Raw genomic sequence first — 19,364 nt, forward strand, 5'->3', positions numbered from 1 at the left:
ACTGACTTCCTCCTAACTTAATCAATAAGATGAATAAACCCTATCGCAATAATGGCAGCTGTCAAACCTGAAATGAAGTTAACCATATCATTATCCACAAACGGAAAACCTTTTGTTCGAGTTGTTGTCAGCCCACAATGAACCCGTTTTTCTGTTTGAATTCCACATTTTTTACATTTAAATTCTTGTTGATAAAAGGCCCCTATCAGAGTATCAATGATATTCCCTAAAAACCCTAACAGAAAAACGATACTACTTTCAAAAATTGTTAATTGAAAAAACCACATACTAATCAATGAAATCAATAGGGATCCACCTAATGCCGCTGAACTTCCTAATAAACTGATTGCCCCGGAAGTCCCTTTTTCAATTCGCTTAAATGTGCGTATGTATATAGGGTTATTTTTACTTAAGCTCCCTATTTCAGATGCCCAGGTATCAGAATTAGCGCTTGCTAAGCAGACAACAAATCCAATTAACCAAAGTTCAACATGATGGAAATAATAGATGATACTAAAAAGTGCGGCAGCACCTCCATTTGCTGCAACCTGGCGCCAGTCCCTAGTTGCACCTTTAGCTAGCTTCTCTTCAATTTTCCGCTTATCCGAGCTTTTATATTTTGACCAAGAACTTGATGAGGCAAAGAAGGTGCCGAGCAGGATTAGCCCCTTAACACCAAAACCTAAATAAACAGCCAGTCCAACAAAAATAGCCGCAAAAGCGCCTGATTTAGTTAAGGATCTATCTTTATAACCTACAAAGCTGGCAATGATGATCATACCTGATATCAAAACGGCTTCCATCATGTTATTTTTACGGTCTCTTCAGGTGTAATAATTTTCGAAACAGGAATATCGTGCTTTTCAACAGCGAATTGTGGAATGATTTGCTGGTTAAAGGCCAGTGATAAACTTTCTCCGATGTAATTAGTTAAAAACCGGTCATAGTACCCCCCGCCAAATCCCAACCGATAACCATCTCTTGTGAATGCTAAACCAGGTACAATTAAAAGATCAATGGAGGCGGGTTCTATTTCTGTGGTCAGATCAACTATTGGTTCAAATAAGCCAAAAAACACGGATTCCAGTTGTGAAAATTCAGTCAAAGTTCTAAACGATAATCTTTTTTCCTTAGGATAGCACTTGGGGATTACGACTTGTTTTCCTTCTTCCCAGGCTTTCCGAATAATTTGATATGTATCGACCTCAGGTTGTGCTGAAACGGTGATTCCAATTATGTTTGCATGTTTCCAGACGTCTTCATTATACAGCCTGCTGGCAATTTTATAAGAATAATCCTCGTAGATGGGTTTTGAAAGCTTTGAGAGTGTTTCTTTCATTTGTTTACGAAGGGTGTTTTTGTCAAACATATAAAATGACCTCCTTTTTTATGCAACAAAAAAAGCAGCAGGAAGCCCTACTGCTTATTTTGTTTCACGGTGTGCTGTTGTGCGCTTTTCTCTTGGGCAATATTTCTTAAGCTCAAGACGATCTGGGTTGTTACGTTTATTTTTTGTTGAAATATAGTTACGGTCTCCACACTCAGTGCAAGCTAACGTAATATTAACACGCATGTTATTTCCCTCCAAACGATTAAGCTAGTTCGTTCATACGACTTTTCTATAATATCATTTTTCAAAAGGAAATGCTAGTGGATTTTTAAAAAGCCCTTGTTCCATGGAAATCAATTCATTTTTGTTGGATCCAACAATCGACCAAGTGTTCATTTTTCTGGTCTCATGCTTTCCTAAAGTCATTTTCATAGCAAAAATACTAGCAGCAGGACCACCAGCCATCGGTTGATATTTTAAGCTTCCTGTTTGAAGTGAACTCCATATTTGATCTGTAAAAGCAGACCATTGAGGAATAGTTGTATATTCTCTTATTCCAAAACCTTCATATTTGGCATTTATGAGAAAAACATTATTTTCTGCCACATGAAAAATTCTATTATCAGTTGGCGAAACAAACGTTAAATTGTCTTTGTTAATATTTGAATAATGGTGCATCGCTAAAACTTTAACTTCTTTTTTTTGATTACTGTGATTACTTACATAAATACTTGAAAAACGAATTTTCGAGTGGATTTGTTCTTTCTTTACTTTGATTACCAACTCTTCATCAAATATTACCTTTTCTGTGCTATTAGGAAACCAATAATATTTTCCATTTACCCAAATCCCAGGAATATACTGAAGCGATTCTATTGCAGCTGGACTGACGAGATTTTGTTTTCTTTTTTGATGCTCTGTTAGATTCATATTACCTTCACCTTTTACAAATTATTTGATGATACAAATTATTGGCGTTAGTGCAAACAATCAATATATGTGGAAATAGACAAATTATTCATACTTATTGTTAATTTAATCCTATCATCAGATTGGCAAGGAGACAATAAACGCAAATTGTCGCTTTTTGCTTTGGCTTCGACAAAAAAGGTGAAGCATTATGCTTCACCTTAGGCATTCAAATTAACACGTTGTCCAGATACAAGATATACGACGTTCTCGGCAATATTGGTTGAATGATCGGCAATTCTCTCTAAAAATCTGCACACAAATGCTAATTGGATAATTTGGTTCGTCGAGCTTGGATTTCGTGGAATGTATCCCAACAGCTCTTGGATTAAGATTCCAAACATTTTATCAACATTGTCATCCTTTTCCGCACATTTTCTTGCAATTGTAATATCTTCGGAATAATAGGAAGTAATAGAATCTGAAACCATTTCTAGTGCCATTTCCATCATATTAGGGATATCAATTAGTTCTTTTATATGTTTTTCTCTTCCTATATGCACGGCAGATTTAGCAATATTTACGGCCATATCAGCCATTCTTTCCAATTCTGATGATACCTTTAAAGCGACATTAATCTTCCTAAGATCAGTTGCCACGGGAGATTCTCTTGCGATCAATAATAATGCTTTGTCGTTTATTACTTGGTCCAATTCATCAATTTCATTATCACCATCGATGACTACCTTCGCTCTTTCAATATCCTGGTTAATCAAAGCAATCATGGCTTCCTTGATAGCTTGCTCCGACTTTTTTGCCATTTTTAAAAGCATGGCTTTCAATTCATTTAAATTTTGATCAAAGTTTGCTCTTGTACTCATATTAGCCACCCCATCATCCGAATCTTCCCGTAATATAGCCTTCAGTGCGCGAATCTTTAGGATTTGAAAAAATAGTCGAAGTTGAATCTAATTCTATTAATTCACCCATCAAAAAGAATGCTGTTTTATCTGATACCCTCGAGGCTTGCTGCATATTATGGGTAACAATCACAATCGTATATTTTTCTTTCAGTTCAAGAATTAATTCCTCTATTTTTAAAGTTGAAATCGGATCTAGCGCGGAGGTCGGTTCATCCATTAATAGCACATCTGGTTTTGTTGCAAGGGCCCGCGCAATACATAATCTTTGCTGCTGTCCACCAGAAAGCCCTAAAGCAGGGGCATGGAGACGGTCCTTCACTTCATCCCATAAAGCTACGTCCATTAATGATTTTGTGACAACTTCGTCTAAATGGGTTTTCCGCTTAATCCCATGAATTCTTGGCCCATATGCAACGTTATCATAGATCGACTGTGGAAACGGATTACCCTTTTGAAAAACCATCCCAACATGTTTGCGCAGTTCTACCAAGTCTATTTTTTTATCTAAGATATTTTGACCATTAATATTGATTTCCCCAGTCATTTTTACATTTGGGACCATATTTATCATCAAGTTTAGTGTTTTTATAAACGTAGATTTACCACAGCCAGAAGGACCAATGATAGCCGTAACCTCTTTTTTATTAATCGGAAAGTTGATGTTCTTTAAAGCATGATGCTCACCATACCACAAATTAAGGTCTTTAATATCAAATATTTCTCTGGTTAATGTCGTAATTGCCATACCTTTTCCCCCTTATCCAAACCTTCCAGAAATATATTCTTCTGTTTTTTTGACAGATGGATTGGTAAAGATTTTTTCTGTATTGTCAAATTCAATCAAATCACCGTTTAAAAAGAACGCAGTTTTATCTGAAATACGTGATGCCTGCTGCATATTATGGGTAACAATGATAATGGAATAATCCTTTTTCAGCTCAACAATCAGATCCTCAACTTTAGCATTTGAAATCGGGTCGAGTGCTGAGGACGGCTCATCAAGGAGCATGACAGTTGGTTTCATGGCAATCGTCCTAGCAATACAAAGTCGTTGCTGCTGACCGCCTGAAAGTGACAGAGCCGATTTGTGGAGCCTATCCTTTACTTCATCCCATAATGCTGCTTTTTGCAGACTTTCTTCAACTAATTCATTTAGCAAGCTTTTCTTTTTGATACCTGCAAATTTAAGGGCATGTGTAATATTTTCATAAATTGATTTAGGAAATGGGTTTGGCTTCTGAAATACCATGCCAATTTCCTTACGTAAGGCAACAACATTAATTTGATCTGACAGAATATTAAGATCCTCATAAATGATTTCTCCCTCAGCCCTTGCTCCAGGAATCAGGTCATTCATTCGATTAATACTTCTTAAAAAAGTAGACTTTCCACAGCCGGATGGTCCTATGAGAGCTGTAACGGAATTTTTTTCAATATCCAAGGATATGCCATTTACTGCTCGTTTTTCTCCATAAAATATTTCTAAATTATTGACCTTTAATATTTGTTCTTTTTGTGTTTGGCTGTTTGATTGAACAGCTTGTTCTCCGATTTCTTTTTCCTTAAAAGCTGTAACCATCATATCTCCCCGCCCTTTTATTTAGTTGCAGTAATCTTCTTATGAATCCTACTTCCAATCCATCTTGCCAATAAGTTAAAAATTAATACTGAAAGTACTAAAACAGCTGCCGATCCATTCGAAACTTCTTCCACATCCGGAATTAATCCCTGTGTATTTACAGACCAAATGTGGACTGCCAGCGTTTCCGCTGGACGAAAAATATTTAATGGCGATTGCGGGGAAAATGGATTCCAGTTTGCGTAATCGAGTCTTGGTGTTGATAGACCTGCTGTAAATAATAGTGCAGCGGCTTCTCCAAACACACGGCCTGCAGCAAGAATCGCCCCAGTTAAAATAGATGGAAAAGCACTAGGTAAAAGTACCGTTTTAATTGTATGCCAATGAGTAATCCCTAAGGCAAGACTGGCTTCTTTCAAATCACGAGGAACAGAACGAATAGCATCCTCACTAACGCGTACAATGACAGGTAAGTTAAATACAGTTAATGCTAAGGCTCCCCCTAAGATGGTATAACCCCATCCCGTTACGTTAACAAACATTAATAAACCAAACATACCAATTACTATGGACGGAAGTGATGCCAATACTTCAATACAAGAACGGATAATATCTGTTACTTTTCCCGGTTTAGCATATTCAGCCATATAGATTCCCCCACCAACCCCAAGAGGAACGGCAATTAACATCGTAATGAGTAATATATAAAATGAATTGAACAATTGGTCACGAATTCCACCTCCAGCACGTACATTGCTTGAAGGAGTGGTTAAAAATTCTAGAGAAATATGTTTTAACCCATTGACCAAAATATAATAGAATAACCCTACTAGTATGGAAACGATAATGATGGCAATGGCAATAAAGACGCCCGTTGCAATCCGATCGGCTGTTTTACTGTTCATTTCATTTTCCTCCTTGAAGAAAGATAACGGATCAGGAGAATAAACGCGAACGACATAATTAATAAAATTAAGCCCATTGACCAAAGTGTATTATTTTCCACACTGCCATAAGTGGTATGGCCCATATTTAACGTAATGATGGTGGTTAATGTCGCAGACGCGTCTAATAAGCTTGTTGGTAAGTCTCTAACGTTACCGATGACCATTTGAACGGCAAGTGCTTCCCCAAATGCTCTTGCCATCCCAAGCACGATTGCGGTTAATAGTGTAGGCATAGCGGCAGGGACTAACACTTTTCTGATTGTCTGCCAGCGTGTTGCACCTAATGCATAGGAACCTTCGCGCAGATTTTTTGGCAAAGAACTCATTGCATCCGTAGCAATAGTTGTAACTGTTGGCAAAATCATAATTGACAATACGATCATTCCGGAAAGCAAGCTAAATCCAAGTCCGCCAACTTTTTCTCTAATAAATGGTACTAAAACTGTAAGCCCGATGAATCCATAAACAACGGATGGAATCCCCACTAATAGCTCAATAACAGGCTGTAAGATTTTTCTTCCCCAAGATGGTGCAATCTCCGTCATAAAAATCGCTCCGCCAATCCCTAATGGTGCTGCTATAAGTGCAGAAAGAAAGGTAACAGCAAACGATCCAAAAATAAATGGTAAAGCACCATATTCAGGGCTGGCTTGATTGGTAGGATTCCAGTGCTTACTGGTTATGAATTCAATAAGACTTACACCATTTTTAATAAAGGATTGTAACCCTTTTGTACCTAAGAAAATGGTAATGGATATTGTGGCAGATATCATGATCACGGCACACAAAAGAACAATTAATCTTCCCCGCATTTCTCCATTCATATAATTTTTTTTAGATTTCAACAACCTGTCTTTTGCAGGAGCTAACTTTTCCATAATTCGACAATCACTCCTAAACTACGTCATAATAGGGTAAATGCAATTGTGCATTTACCCCGTTCATTATTTTGAACCAAGCATTATTTATTTTTTTGATTTCCTTTTGCGTCACGTTCTACTTCCATTTTTGTTACAGGAAGATATCCTTGCTCTTTTAATAAGGTGTTTTGGATCTCATCAGACATCATATAGTCAAGGAATGCTTTTGTAAGATCAGTAGCTTCTCCTTTTGTATAAGAATGCTGGTATGCCCATACTGGGAATTTACCAGACTGTACATTTTCCGCAGTTGGTTCTACACCATCAATCGCAAGCGGCGTTACAGAATCATCAGTGAAGTATGAGAATGCAAGGTAACCAATAGCGCCATCTGTTTCATTAATAATTTTTTTAACTGTGTTTGAAGAATCTTCTGTGATACCTTCAGCTGGAGTTGCACCATCAAGTGCGAATTTATTAAATACTGCACGTGTACCTGAAGAGTCAGGACGATTTACAAGAACGATTTTTTTGTCTTTCCCGCCAAGTTCTTTCCAGTTCGTGATTTTTCCAGTGAAAACTTTAATTAAATCTTCTTTTTTAATATCTTTAATGCCAACTTTAGGGTTAACTGCTGCGGTCATTCCAACAACCGCTACTTTATGGTCAACAAGCTGATCAGCTGGGATACCCTCTTTTTCTTCCGCAAAAACGTCGGAGTTACCAATTTGAACAGATCCTTCAGCAACTTGTGACAAGCCTGTACCAGATCCGCCTGCATTTACTTGAATATCGACATTTGGATTAGCAGCCATAAATTCTTCAGCTGCCGCTGCCACTAATGGCTGCATAGCTGATGAACCAGAAACGACTAATGAGCCGGAAAGTTCTTTCTTTTCTTCAGTTTTTGTAGTTTTGTCGGTTCCTTCTGACTTATCTTTAGAAGTGCCGCCTCCACATGCAGCCATAAATACCATTAACGCTGCAAATATTGTAAGTAGGCTTAATTTTTTCATACTTTTCATTCCTTTTATTCCCCCTAAGAAATTTGGTGTATTACTATGTTTGTCTGCCTTACATGTTTAATAATAATCAGTTACTGTTAAGCGAGTTTGAATGAATTGTAAAGGTTTTGTAAATCAATGTTGAGATTGTGTAAATGAAAAAACAAAAAAACACCTGCCTCTGACGGAGACAGGTGTTAAGAATATTTAATGGCTATTAGTATTTGTATCAGTAGTTTCAGTAGCTTGTCCTGTATTCTTTAAGTTAAAATATGCATCTAAAACTCTTCGGCCAATTAAGTTATTGATGCTCGGACCAGTGTTTCCTTGATAGGCCCAGGGTACCAATACGGCAATGGCAACTTCAGGATTGTCAGATGGTGCAAAGCTGACAAGACTTAAGTTCATGACAGGAGTACCCCATTTCTTTCTATCTGAACCATAGTAAAAGGCCTGTGCTGTACCCGTTTTTCCAGCCGGGTGATAGGCAGCGCTCTTAAAGAAACTGACTGCCGTTCCATCGCCAACCTGCATGACCATTCGAAACCCTTCCTGAACACGTTTGATCCATTGATCCTTCATATCCAGGTGATTTAATACTTTGGGTTGGATTTCTTCAATAATAGGACCCAGTTCATTATTTTCCATGACTGGCTCACGTATTTCTTTCACAATATGTGGTTGAATCCTATTGCCGCCGTTAGCAATCGTGGACACGTACTGGGCAAGTTGTAAAGGTGTATACATATCATATTGTCCGATTGCTAAGTCCATGAGCAAACCAGGTTTTTTTTCGGCGCCGGTAACTCCAGCCGTTTCTCCGGGCAAGTCAATTCCTGTTCGGCTTCCGAGGCCAAATTGACTAAAGGATCTGCGCATCGTATCGAAGGCAGAATAGTCTAGATCCAAAGGTTGGTTGTAGACATAATGCCCGCCTGCAATGGCAATGGCTGTTTTGAACATATAGACGTTTGATGAAACTTGAAGAGCTCTTAAGTCATTGATGGTACCAAAGGTTTTCCACGATTTTTTAACCTGGGTACCTTTTACTTTTAATGGTTCATCCAGTTGAGTACTGCCTGGTCTAATTGCTCCGGTTTTGTATCCGGTTAGTATGGTCGCACCTTTAACGGCGGAACCAACATTATAAGAGGAAGTGAACGTGCCTAAGGCATAGTCTTGCATTTCCGTTTTGCCTGTTTTTTTATTTTTTCCAATCTGCTTTCCGGCCATTGTTAATATTTCACCTGTGTGTGGGTCCATGACGACAACAAAGGCTCGGTCTAACAGGCCTGTATTCGGTTTTTGCTTAGCACTCCACATTTCTTCTTCAATGATTTTTTCTGTTTCACGTTGGAGATCCATATTTACTGTTAAAACAAGATCTTTTCCTCGCTTACCTTCGGAAACTACTTCTGTTGAGAGGATATTGCCCGATTTATCTGTTACATTTTTAATTTTTGCCTTTTGACCATGGAGAACATCTTCGTATTTCTTTTCAAGATAGCTCGTTCCTACACGGTCATTACGGCTATAATCTCGGGCAAGATATTTATCTAACAATTCTTTAGGTAAACCTGACTGTGACGAGGAAACATCCCCTAATATCGATTTTAGCGTATCTTCAAATGCATACTTTCGATCCCAGTCGGTTGTCGTATCAACACCTGGGAGATTCTCTAGATTTTCGCTGACAATCGCAAATTCTTCCGGCGTAACATCTTTGTTTTTAACAATATGCGGTGTTAAGGCATACCCACTATTAAATTGTCTGTAAATCGCTAATGTTTCAAGTTCTTCGCCTTTAATACTATTAATTTCTTTATCAGATACTCGATCAAGCTGTTTCTGATATATTTGTTTATCGTCTAATTTTTTTTGTTTAAATAAATCCCATTCTTTTTTGGTTATTTTTGCTTTTGCTTCTTTTGGATGTTTTAAAATCCAGAAGTCCTTTTTATCACGGATAGGTACTTTTGAGGTATCGATACTAATTAATTTCCCTAATTTCTCGGCTGTATCGATCATTTCCTTTTGGGATGTTTTTTGAGTTTTAGTATAGGTAATCGCGTTTAACGGGGTGTTATCCACGATAACCTTGCCATTTCGGTCAAACATTTTCCCGCGGGGAACTGGATTATTTACAGTAACATCCTCTGTTCTCTCAATTTCACGTTTAAAATCATCCCCAAAAACTATTTGTAATTCCCCTAGTCGGAGAATGAGGATTGAAAATAGCATAAACACAACAAAGAATAACATGTTCAAGCGGAATGGGACATGCGTCTTCTTTTTCTTTTTATTATTCAAGGTCTATATACACTTCCTTTTTTCAGGGGCTAACATAACTTTCTCTATTTTATTAGATAATGTCCCTTTTTTCTATGAATAACCCTTACCAATTTTTAAATTTCGACAAAAATGCGATGAGTATTGTAGAAATACTCATCGCATTAAGCAACTGGCAGATGGACTCTTTTTATGAAAAAATAAATCAATGTATGACCCGCACCCAAAAATAATAGTAAGATTGGAATGCTTTTTTCCGCATTAAACCAGGTTACGGCTGCTAAAAAGGATAATATGGAAACAATCCTTCCAAAGTTTAAAAAAATTTCTCTAACAACTATATATTCAATTCGCATTTCCGCCGCTTTCCAACCAATTCCGATAACATCATAGGTCGTTGACATATACGGGACGAGCAAAAGCGGATAAGCAATCGCAATCATACCTGCATAGATTAACAATTTTGCATAGCTTACATCCCAAACAACGATGATAACAGCAGCGTATAGAATGATTCCACCAATAAGAATCGCTTTTTTCCGCTGACTTTTTTTAATCAAACGTGAGGCTAAGAAATAAGCAATAAATGATATTCCTGAATTCAAAAGACCAAAAGTTCCTAGAGCCATCTCACTTCCGGTCGACAAATAAACAAAGACGGATATAACAAATAAAAACGTCCCTTCTCTTAGACCCTGAAAAAAGTGGGCATTGGTAATGAGACGCCAATTTTCATTCAATTTTCTTTCCTCTAAAATCCGTTTAAAGCAATATCTCCCATTTGCAGGCCGTGGTTTCAATGAAAAACTCATTAAAACTGCCAGCGCGAAAAGGCCTAATGATAATCCAAATACAATCGTATACCCAGTGAACTTTTCAAATCTGGTTATGATGATTCCTGATGCAATAGGTCCGATCATTCCACCAATGGAAGATAATATTCCCAAAAAACCATTAAAAAAGTCTCTTGTCTCTGGCTCAGTAATCTCAAAGGTCAAGACATTATAGGCAAGCCAATAAAAACCGTAGCCGATTCCAAGCAAACTTCCTAATAAAAGCAAAAAAGTAGCCGCCTTTGTACCTGTGATTAATACCATCAGGTAAAAAAGTGACAAAAAGATAACCCCAATTCTAAGAACAATCACCCGGTCAATTTTCTTTGCCCACCGCCCTGCCAGAATAAACGTCAAGGGCTGCAAAACAACAATCGAAAGGTTATATAGGGCGATATCCGAATATTTCCCTGTTTGCTTCCAAAGATAAATATTCACAAACGTATTGGATAAAGCAACACTCAATGAATACAATCCGCCAATTATCAGTAATAGTGATAAATCTTTTGTTAATTCAACATCACCTAAAAGCTTAAATCTTTTTGCCATAAAAAACTCCCCTTTATCTTATGGGTAGTTTTTAACAATGCGGTTGTTATTATTCAATTTTTGGGGAAACAAAAAGACAGCTGATTAGGCTGCCTTCATTAACGTATTAATGTTGTTTATTTTGCTTCGTTATAACGCTTTGCTACTTCATCCCAGTTTACTACATTCCAGAAGGATGCAATATAATCAGGGCGTTTGTTTTGATACTTTAAGTAGTATGCATGCTCCCATACATCAAGTCCAAGAATTGGTGTTTTACCTTCCATTAATGGAGAGTCTTGGTTTGGAGTGCTTGATAATTCTAATTCGCCATTTGACACAGATAACCATGCCCAGCCAGAGCCAAAGCGAGTTGTTGCAGCTTTTGCAAACTCTTCTTTAAAGCTTTCGAAGCTGCCAAATTTATTGCTGATTGCATCAGCAAGTTCACCACTTGGTGCACCGCCGCCATTTGGTGAAAGGATTTGCCAGAATAATGAATGGTTAGCATGGCCGCCACCATTGTTACGAACTGCTGTACGAGCAGCTTCAGGCACTGCATCTAAATTTGCAATTACTTCTTCTACAGATTTAGATAGTAATTCTTCATTACCTTGTAATGCAGCGTTTAGATTTGTCACATATGTGTTGTGATGACGAGTGTGGTGAATGTTCATTGTTTCTTTGTCAATGTGTGGTTCAAGCGCATCTTCTGCATAAGGTAATTTTGGTAATTCAAATGCCATGATAAACTCCTCCTATGTATCCATGAAATTATTGGCTTTAGCCATATTTAGAATATTTCTAAAGCTTTGTTCTTAACATACCAAAGTTGTGACTTCGTTTCAAATAAAATGCTTACATTCACCATCATTACCATCCCCATTTGAACAACTTTTATTCTTTGCAGAATTAAAAATTAATTACTTATTGAACTTTCGAAAAGTTGTCATAAATAAGCAAAAGGCTTTCTGTCAACGATATTTGTCATATCTGACTTTAGTCACACCCAAAACAAGTAAATGCTTTATTGACATGATGTTAATAAAGCATTTAAATCAAAATGAAGGGTGAAAAGGAGTGACAAAAATGCAGAAAAGCAGCTTTTCCATATATAGTTTAATGGTTCAATTTTTTCAAAAATTAGAGCCAGTACAAAAGATTAAATCAGGTTCCGTTCTTTTTCAAGAGAAAGACCCTGTCAACAATGTTTATTTATTACTTAAAGGCAGTATTTCTCTTGGCAGAGTCCATCTCAGGGGAAAGGATTTCATTTTAAAAATCCTAAATGACCGGGAATTAATTGTCGAGTATCAGCTTTTCAAGACAAATCCGCATTATCAATTCTACGCTAAGGCTATGACGGACTGTGAGCTCATTATCATTAAACGGGAACAATTTGAAGATTTTATATTAACGGATCCAGAGGCTATGAATTCCCTTGTCTCTTGGTTGAGTACAGGTTATTTAAAAGCACAAATGAAATGCCAAGATTTAATTATGAATGGGAAAAAGGGTGGATTATATTCAATCCTTATCCGCTTATGCAATTCCTATGGCGTTATGACTGAAAATGGAATCCTCATTGACCTGCCATTAACCCACCAAGAATTAGCTAATTTAACATATGGAACAAGAGAAGTTATTCAAAGAGCCTTAAAAGAATTGCGGGAAAAAGACGTTATTTTATATGAAAATCAGACATTCACCGTTAAAAATATCCATTATTTAAAAGAGGAAGTTGATTGTCAAAATTGTTCATTTGAAATTTGTGGATTAAACTAATTTTTGCCACCTTCATTTCAACAAGCAAATAAGCTTCAATAATAGCTCATTTCTTGTATATAAGGTTTACAAAAGCTACAATAGAATGGTGAATCTAACTGAAGGTGGTCTTTATGAATATTTTTAAGCAATTTATTAAAAGTATATATTCTCCAAAGGATATTGCTTTATTCCGTTTTCAAGGAATTGGAAAAACCATTTTATATGTGTTCTTCCTATCACTTATCTCCGTTTTGCCGTCTATTATTTTCTTAAGTACAGCACTTTCTACTGGAATAAATTCGGCTCAATCAATCATTAAAAATGAATTACCATCTTTTTCAATCAAAAATGAACATTTATCTGCAAAAACCAATGTTCCCATAACAATCAATAAAAATGATTTTACAGTTATTCTTGATCCAACGGGCACAGTTAAAGCTATAGATGTGGAAGATGAAGGAAATGCCTTTGCCCTGTTAAAAGATGAATTTGTTTTTGCTACAGGTGGTCAAAGTGAAACATACCAATATTCTATGGTAGAGGGAATCAATTTAACTAAAGCTGATTTGCTTAAGTTTATCGATTCAATCAGCGGATTAAAGGGTATTATTATCCCAGTACTTTCCATATTTATTTATTTGTTTTCCAGTGCCGCAAGTTTCATTGAAGTTTCAGTCTTAGCATTGATTGGATTAATGTTAAAGAATCTGGCTGGAAGGAAACTGACTTACCGTCATTTATGGAGGATGGCAGCATATAGTGAGACTCTTCCAACTATATTTTTCACCATAATGGCTGCTATTAAAACAACAGTGCCAAACAGCTTTTTCATCAATTGGTTTGTTGTTATTATTGTCCTTTTCTTAGCGATAAATGAAATTCCAAGACCTAAAAAGGCCAGCTAAAAAGCATCTCCATTCAGATGCTTTTTTTCATTTTTTGGTTCTATTAAATTGAGGACAAGCATACCCATGTACTAACTTTCCTTTTGGGGGCTTGTCCGATGAAAAAAATATTTGGTATCCTTTTCACCATTCTTGTAATATATGTCATTTATTTAGATTTAACAGTCGGTACCCTGGCCCCACCTACTTCACAGCAGGTAGATTCAAAACCAGTGTCTATTGTAAAGCATCAAACCAGCATGCCTTCATTTGAAGCAAAGGTAAAACCCGGTGAAACAGTCATATCGATTGTAGAGCATAGGTTGGAAAAACCACTTCCGGTGGCAATAACTGATTTAATAGAAGACTTTAAAAAGTTAAACCCTGGTCACAATCCAGAAAAAATACAAATTGGGGCTACATATCAATTCCCTGATTACTCAAAATAAAGAGGACATATCCTTATTCTTGTCAAAAATAGAAAAGGACTGATAAAATAAAGTCGAATTGTTTTTTTAATCTTATTATTCGAATCCCATTTTGAAGGAGCGAATTCCACGTGAGTGAAATTATACATCGTACAAAAACCCGGCCCGTGAAGGTTGGAAATTTAACCATCGGTGGTAATAACGAATTAATTATTCAAAGTATGACAACAACAAAAACCCACGATGTTGAAGCAACAGTTGCCGAAATAAAACGACTTGAAGAGGCAGGCTGTCAGATTGTCCGCGTTGCTTGTCCAGACGAACGTGCAGCCAATGCGATCTCTGAAATCAAAAAAAGAATCAATATCCCGCTTGTTGTCGATATCCATTTTGATTATAAATTAGCTCTAAAAGCAATAGAAGGCGGAGCGGATAAAATCAGAATTAACCCAGGTAATATCGGAAAACGCGAAAAAGTTGAAGCTGTGGTAAAGGCCGCAAAAGAACGCGGGATTCCCATCCGGATTGGAGTCAATGCCGGATCTTTAGAAAAAAAGATTTTAGAAAAATACGGCTATCCTACTGCAGACGGTATGGTTGAAAGTGCACTCCATCATATTAAAATACTTGAGGATCTTGATTTCTACGATATAATCGTGTCGATGAAGGCCTCTGACGTAAATCTTGCGATTGAAGCCTATGAAAAGGCAGCACGTGCTTTCGACTATCCCTTACATTTAGGCATTACCGAATCTGGTACGCTTTTTTCCGGAACAGTAAAAAGTGCTGCTGGACTAGGGGCGATTATTAGCAAAGGAATTGGCAACACACTTCGGATTTCTTTAAGTGCAGATCCAGTTGAAGAAGTAAAAGTTGCAAGAGAGCTATTGAAAGTATTTGGTCTCTCTTCCAATGCTGCAACGTTAATCTCTTGCCCTACCTGCGGAAGAATTGAAATTGACCTTATTAGCATTGCAAATGAAGTCGAAGAATATATTCAAAAAATAAAAGCTCCAATAAAGGTATCCGTTCTTGGTTGTGCCGTTAATGGACCTGGAGAAGCACGAGAAGCAGACATCGGAATTGCAGGAGCACGCGGGGAAGGATTACTTTTCCGTAAAGGTGAAATTGTCCGGAAAGTTCCAGAAGCGCAAATGGTCGAAGAACTGAAAAAGGAAATCGACCAAGTAGCAGAAGAATATTTCCAGAAAAAAGCTGCCGAAGAAGCAGCTGCTGCAAAATAAAATACATGAAGAAACCCGGCAGGATTCCTGACGGGTTTCTTGTTTGCCCCTATGCAGCTATATGTTAAAAGAACGGGAGTATAAAGATACCGATAATAATCGAAACAGCACCAATCCCAATTGCCCAGGCACCGAGCCCTTGTGCGCCTCTCGCCCTAGCAACAAAACCTAACACAATTCCTGCAGCACCAAAGAGAATAGGTAATACAAACAGAGATAAAATGGAAAGTGCTAAAGCTAAAGTGCCAAGGCCAGTTCCACCCTCAGCTCTTTCCCTAACAGCTCCGCGATCCCTCCCGCGAATTACTGGTACCGGAGCAGCAATTTCTGCTGCTGTTTCTTCCCTATAATTATTATGTCTAATCGGGACAGAAGCACCAATTTCAGGAGCTATTTCGGAAGCAGTTTCTTCTCTAAATTCTGAAGGCTGATTAGGGATATCTTGTCCAATATTAGCACTTTGGAGAGCTTCATGCACTTTCGTGTCTCTTTCATCTGCCATTCGAATCCCTCACTTTCAGTAATAGGAGCATTAATTATTGTTTGCCTCCAGCCGCTTTTTACTATGTCAATGTTTGTCTTAAATAGGCTTTTATTTCAAATCCCGAAAAATATTACAAATAAATATTTACTTTATTGAACACATTTCTTTGGTAAAATAAAATGAGATACCCAATTGCAATCTGAAGGTGAGCACAATGCGAAAGAGATTTGGAATTGATATTGATGGTACAGTCACGTGCCCAACTTCAATTTTACCCTATATTAACAAAGCTTTTGGACTGAACATTATTTATGAGGAAGTTAACCAATATGAGTTAACTCCCTTTGTTAATGTTTCTGAAAAGGAATTTGCCAAATGGTTTCATGAAAATGAGCCAATTATTTATGAAGGATCACCACTTGCTCAAGGGGCAAAAAAGGTCCTGAAAAAATGGGAAAAAGAACATGATTTGTTTTTTATCAGCGCACGCGGCAAGCATTTACTCGATGTGACTGAAAATTGGTTTGCTGATAAAGGATTATTATTTCATCACATCGAATTAATTGGAACCCATGATAAAGTTGAAACCGTGAAAAAACATCATGTCGATATCTTTTTTGAAGATAAACACGATAATGCGGTTTCCATTCATGAAGAATGTAAGATACCAGTTATATTGTTTGATACACCTTATAACCAAGAAGCAATTCCTAAAGGTGTAATTCGCGTTCAAAATTGGGCTGAGGCTAATTTTTGGGTACAGAATTGGTTAAGCTCAGAAAAAAAAGCGCTCGAATTGGTAAGCTCCAAAACTTAAAAAACAGCTAGTGGCATGGCCACAAGCTGTTTTTTTATTGTACGCATTCCGGACAACGTCCGTATATTTCAAATTTATGTCCAGAAATATCGTATCCTTTTAAATTTGCACTTAAGCCATCCATTGGACACGTTTCAATTTCTTTTGTTTTTCCACAATCAAGACATATAAAATGGTGATGGTGATGATGCCTGGAACAAGTAAACCGGAAATGCTTTTCACCTGATAATTCCGTCATCTCTAAAATTCCCATATTTACGAACAGGGAGAGATTCCGATAAATCGTATCAAAGCTAAGGCCGGGATAGTCATCTTTTAACTGATCTAATACATCCTTAGCTGTTAAATATTTATCACTGTCAGCAAATAGTTGAAGCATATCTTCTCTTTTTCCTGTCTGTTTAAAACCATTCTCTTTTAGATACTGGATAGCTTCATTAACGTTCACTGGTCTCTACCTCCGAAAGCACATGTTTGTTAATCATCAATTTTTTATAAAAGATAGCAATGATCAAAATAAGGACTGAAAGCATCACAATCGTCCCGCCAGGAGCCAAATCTAAATAATAAGCTGTAAAAAGTCCTCCGAGAACCGAAATTTCTCCAAAAAGAACCGACAAAAAAATGGTCTGTTTAAAGCCTTTAGCAATACGGATACTTGCAGCAACCGGTAGTGTCATTAACGAAGAAACTAGTAAAATCCCTACGATTCTCATTGAAGCAGCTATCACAAGAGCAACCATGACAATAAAAATAAAATGTATACTTTTCGCGGCGATACCAGATGCCTTCGCATGCTCTTCATCGAAAGAAAGTAAAAATAACTCTTTGTACAATAAAACAATAACGGCAATGACAAGAATACTTATAATGAGAATAACAAATAAATCCGTCCGGCTCACAGCCGATACACTGCCAAATAAATAGCTGAATAAATCGGTATTAAAACCATTTGCAAGAGAAATAAAAATAACTCCAAGCCCAATCCCACTAGACAAAATAATTGGAATCGCAAGTTCTTGATAGTGCTTATACACTGCTCTTAATTTTTCAATAAATAAGGAACCGCCAACTGAAAATACCATTCCTAAATATAAAGGGTTTAATCCAGCCAGTGCAGCAATATTTCGCTCGAGGAGAAGACTAGCAGCAATACCTGCAAGGGTGACATGGCTAAGAGCGTCCGCAATTAAGGATAACCTTCTTACGACAATAAAGACCCCTAATAATGGAGCAAGAATTCCAATCATGATTCCCGTTAAAAAGGCATTTTGTAAAAATTCATAATGAAAAATTCCTTGAATCATTTTAAAACGCCTCCGTGTTCATGGTTATGAGCAATTAAATGGACATCATGCCCATAAACTTTAGACATATCCTCTGATCTAAGTTGTTCAAATTCCTTTGTATCACCATGAAAATGCATATGTTTATTTAAGCAAGCAACATGTGTTACCTTATCTGAAATGGTTCCAATATCATGGGTAACTAAAAGAAGTGTAATTCCCCGATTTTTATTTAAATCATCGAGCATTTGATAAAACGCATTAACATTCTCGGCATCAACCCCAACAGTTGGCTCATCCAAGATTAGCAGCCCTGGTTCACTGACAAGGGCACGGGCGATAAAAACTCTCTGTTGCTGCCCTCCAGAGAGCTCACCAATATTTCGATTATGGAATTGTTTCATTCCAACAGCTTCTAACGCATCTAAAACGATTTTTGAATGTTCTTTTTTAAAGAACTTAAACATCCCAAGTTTTTTTGTAAGACCACTCGAGACCACTTCGAATACGGTAGCAGGAAACCCTGTATTGAAAGAATTAGCTTTTTGTGAAACATATCCAATTTGCTGCCAAGCTTTAAATTTGCTTATCTCCTGGCCAAATAAAAATATTTCCCCATTTTGAGGTTTTAATAAGCCTAAAATTAATTTTAGAAGTGTTGATTTTCCAGAGCCATTTGGACCGACTATCGCTAAAAAAGAACCATCTGGTACAGTTAGGTTAATATTCTCAAGAACAGTATCCTTTTCATAACGATAGAATAGCTGTTTTATTTCAATAATTGGTTGCATATTTGCACTCTCACCTTTAATTATAAGAATCATTACGATTTAACTTAAAAAAGTATACAATAGTGAATTCAGAATGTAAAGCCTGCTGTCACACTCCGGCCTCTATTTCATACATTAACATGGAGGAGTGGTGAGGATGAGAATTTTTGAAAACATCATTAATCATAAAATAAATACGATTACTGCAGATGAATTATTAAAGTATGCAGACCAATTTAATATCATAATTAATCGCCAGCAGGCAGCGAAAATTGCCGCTTACTTAAGAGGGAAAAATATTAATATTTTTGATACTGTACAGCGGGCACAAATAGTTAGAGAAATCGCCAGGATTGCTGGTCCCGAAACCGCACGGGAGGTCAATAAATTATTTACGCAGTTTACAAAATAAGCTGTGCTCAGTGAGCACAGCTCAGATTGTAGACAAAAGGCATTCGAATGAGCCCATTCGGATGCCTTTT

Annotated in this window: 23 protein-coding genes; 6 read left to right on the forward strand and 17 right to left on the reverse strand. The window is 37.1% G+C overall.

Annotation, left to right across the window (positions count from 1 at the left end; translation table 11 throughout):
- Positions 1 to 17 precede the first annotated feature (17 nt).
- The 13 genes from ABES02_RS21285 to ABES02_RS21345 all read right to left on the reverse strand — a co-directional run bounded on the left by ABES02_RS21285 (position 18) and on the right by ABES02_RS21345 (position 11,948).
- Positions 18 to 806, reverse strand: coding sequence for a DUF92 domain-containing protein (locus ABES02_RS21285; protein ID WP_430139390.1), 789 nt, complete (start codon positions 804 to 806; stop codon positions 18 to 20).
- Positions 803 to 1,369 (reverse strand): 5-formyltetrahydrofolate cyclo-ligase, encoded by a 567-nt coding sequence (locus ABES02_RS21290; protein ID WP_430139392.1) that lies wholly within the window; start codon positions 1,367 to 1,369, stop codon positions 803 to 805. Before ABES02_RS21290 ends, ABES02_RS21285 begins: the two co-directional genes overlap by 4 nt.
- Positions 1,370 to 1,423: 54 nt before the next feature.
- Positions 1,424 to 1,573 carry a 50S ribosomal protein L33 gene (rpmG, locus tag ABES02_RS21295; protein ID WP_015594975.1) on the reverse strand — a complete coding sequence of 50 codons (150 nt, stop codon included), beginning with the start codon at positions 1,571 to 1,573 and terminating at the stop codon, positions 1,424 to 1,426.
- Between the two features lie 54 nt (positions 1,574 to 1,627).
- Positions 1,628 to 2,260, reverse strand: coding sequence for a hypothetical protein (locus tag ABES02_RS21300; RefSeq protein WP_430139393.1), 633 nt, complete (start codon positions 2,258 to 2,260; stop codon positions 1,628 to 1,630).
- A 200-nt stretch (positions 2,261 to 2,460) separates the two neighbouring features.
- Positions 2,461 to 3,120 (reverse strand): phosphate signaling complex protein PhoU, encoded by a 660-nt coding sequence (gene phoU, locus ABES02_RS21305; RefSeq protein ID WP_430139394.1) that lies wholly within the window; start codon positions 3,118 to 3,120, stop codon positions 2,461 to 2,463.
- Positions 3,121 to 3,133: 13 nt separating this feature from the next.
- A complete protein-coding gene (gene pstB / locus ABES02_RS21310; protein ID WP_430139396.1) occupies positions 3,134 to 3,907 on the reverse strand; it encodes a phosphate ABC transporter ATP-binding protein PstB in 774 nt (257 codons plus the stop codon).
- Positions 3,908 to 3,919: 12 nt separating this feature from the next.
- Complete coding sequence (gene pstB, locus ABES02_RS21315; protein ID WP_430139398.1) at positions 3,920 to 4,744, reverse strand: phosphate ABC transporter ATP-binding protein PstB; 825 nt, start codon at positions 4,742 to 4,744, stop codon at positions 3,920 to 3,922.
- A 14-nt stretch (positions 4,745 to 4,758) separates the two neighbouring features.
- Positions 4,759 to 5,646, reverse strand: a complete 888-nt coding sequence (gene pstA, locus ABES02_RS21320) for a phosphate ABC transporter permease PstA (protein WP_430139400.1) — start codon at positions 5,644 to 5,646, stop codon at positions 4,759 to 4,761.
- Entirely contained in the window at positions 5,643 to 6,512 is an 870-nt protein-coding gene (gene pstC, locus ABES02_RS21325) for a phosphate ABC transporter permease subunit PstC (RefSeq protein ID WP_430139423.1), read from the reverse strand. Before pstC ends, pstA begins: the two co-directional genes overlap by 4 nt.
- A 137-nt stretch (positions 6,513 to 6,649) precedes the next feature.
- The gene (locus tag ABES02_RS21330) at positions 6,650 to 7,573 is read right to left on the reverse strand and encodes a phosphate ABC transporter substrate-binding protein (protein ID WP_430139401.1); all 924 of its coding nucleotides are present in this window, start codon (positions 7,571 to 7,573) and stop codon (positions 6,650 to 6,652) included.
- Positions 7,574 to 7,759: 186 nt separating this feature from the next.
- Complete coding sequence (locus ABES02_RS21335) at positions 7,760 to 9,862, reverse strand: peptidoglycan D,D-transpeptidase FtsI family protein (protein WP_430139403.1); 2,103 nt, start codon at positions 9,860 to 9,862, stop codon at positions 7,760 to 7,762.
- A 143-nt stretch (positions 9,863 to 10,005) separates the two neighbouring features.
- Positions 10,006 to 11,223, reverse strand: coding sequence for an MFS transporter (locus ABES02_RS21340; RefSeq protein ID WP_430139405.1), 1,218 nt, complete (start codon positions 11,221 to 11,223; stop codon positions 10,006 to 10,008).
- Positions 11,224 to 11,339: 116 nt separating this feature from the next.
- Positions 11,340 to 11,948 carry a superoxide dismutase gene (locus ABES02_RS21345; protein ID WP_430139407.1) on the reverse strand — a complete coding sequence of 203 codons (609 nt, stop codon included), beginning with the start codon at positions 11,946 to 11,948 and terminating at the stop codon, positions 11,340 to 11,342.
- A gap of 343 nt (positions 11,949 to 12,291) precedes the next feature.
- On the opposite strand from ABES02_RS21345, the gene ABES02_RS21350 reads away from it, so the two are divergent.
- The 4 genes from ABES02_RS21350 to ispG all read left to right on the forward strand — a co-directional run bounded on the left by ABES02_RS21350 (position 12,292) and on the right by ispG (position 15,525).
- Positions 12,292 to 12,987: a Crp/Fnr family transcriptional regulator gene (locus ABES02_RS21350; RefSeq protein ID WP_430139409.1), complete on the forward strand. Its 696-nt coding sequence runs from the start codon at positions 12,292 to 12,294 to the stop codon at positions 12,985 to 12,987.
- Positions 12,988 to 13,100: 113 nt separating this feature from the next.
- Positions 13,101 to 13,874 carry a DUF1189 domain-containing protein gene (locus ABES02_RS21355; protein ID WP_430139411.1) on the forward strand — a complete coding sequence of 258 codons (774 nt, stop codon included), beginning with the start codon at positions 13,101 to 13,103 and terminating at the stop codon, positions 13,872 to 13,874.
- Between the two features lie 98 nt (positions 13,875 to 13,972).
- Positions 13,973 to 14,302 carry a LysM peptidoglycan-binding domain-containing protein gene (locus ABES02_RS21360; RefSeq protein WP_430139412.1) on the forward strand — a complete coding sequence of 110 codons (330 nt, stop codon included), beginning with the start codon at positions 13,973 to 13,975 and terminating at the stop codon, positions 14,300 to 14,302.
- Positions 14,303 to 14,421: 119 nt separating this feature from the next.
- Positions 14,422 to 15,525: a flavodoxin-dependent (E)-4-hydroxy-3-methylbut-2-enyl-diphosphate synthase gene (gene ispG, locus ABES02_RS21365; RefSeq protein WP_430139425.1), complete on the forward strand. Its 1,104-nt coding sequence runs from the start codon at positions 14,422 to 14,424 to the stop codon at positions 15,523 to 15,525.
- Positions 15,526 to 15,589: 64 nt separating this feature from the next.
- Here the strand turns inward: ispG and ABES02_RS21370 are convergent, their stop codons facing one another.
- The gene (locus ABES02_RS21370; protein ID WP_430139414.1) at positions 15,590 to 16,027 is read right to left on the reverse strand and encodes a hypothetical protein; all 438 of its coding nucleotides are present in this window, start codon (positions 16,025 to 16,027) and stop codon (positions 15,590 to 15,592) included.
- Between the two features lie 196 nt (positions 16,028 to 16,223).
- Here ABES02_RS21370 and ABES02_RS21375 point away from each other — a divergent pair, with 196 nt between their 5' ends.
- Positions 16,224 to 16,826, forward strand: a complete 603-nt coding sequence (locus tag ABES02_RS21375; RefSeq protein WP_430139416.1) for a hypothetical protein — start codon at positions 16,224 to 16,226, stop codon at positions 16,824 to 16,826.
- Between the two features lie 34 nt (positions 16,827 to 16,860).
- Here the strand turns inward: ABES02_RS21375 and ABES02_RS21380 are convergent, their stop codons facing one another.
- From ABES02_RS21380 to ABES02_RS21390, 3 genes are read right to left on the reverse strand one after another with little or no spacing between them, the layout of a single operon-like run.
- Complete coding sequence (locus tag ABES02_RS21380) at positions 16,861 to 17,274, reverse strand: Fur family transcriptional regulator (protein ID WP_430139417.1); 414 nt, start codon at positions 17,272 to 17,274, stop codon at positions 16,861 to 16,863.
- Positions 17,264 to 18,133, reverse strand: a complete 870-nt coding sequence (locus ABES02_RS21385; protein WP_430139418.1) for a metal ABC transporter permease — start codon at positions 18,131 to 18,133, stop codon at positions 17,264 to 17,266. The genes ABES02_RS21380 and ABES02_RS21385 overlap by 11 nt, the downstream gene beginning before the upstream one ends.
- Positions 18,130 to 18,903: a metal ABC transporter ATP-binding protein gene (locus ABES02_RS21390; RefSeq protein WP_430139420.1), complete on the reverse strand. Its 774-nt coding sequence runs from the start codon at positions 18,901 to 18,903 to the stop codon at positions 18,130 to 18,132. Before ABES02_RS21390 ends, ABES02_RS21385 begins: the two co-directional genes overlap by 4 nt.
- 136 nt (positions 18,904 to 19,039) lie before the next feature.
- Between ABES02_RS21390 and ABES02_RS21395 the strand changes: the two genes are divergently transcribed.
- Positions 19,040 to 19,294: a DUF2624 domain-containing protein gene (locus ABES02_RS21395; RefSeq protein WP_430139422.1), complete on the forward strand. Its 255-nt coding sequence runs from the start codon at positions 19,040 to 19,042 to the stop codon at positions 19,292 to 19,294.
- Positions 19,295 to 19,364: the final 70 nt, after the last annotated feature.

It is taken from the genome of Neobacillus pocheonensis (assembly GCF_050477905.1).
GTDB lineage: Bacteria > Bacillota > Bacilli > Bacillales > Cytobacillaceae > Neobacillus > Neobacillus pocheonensis_A.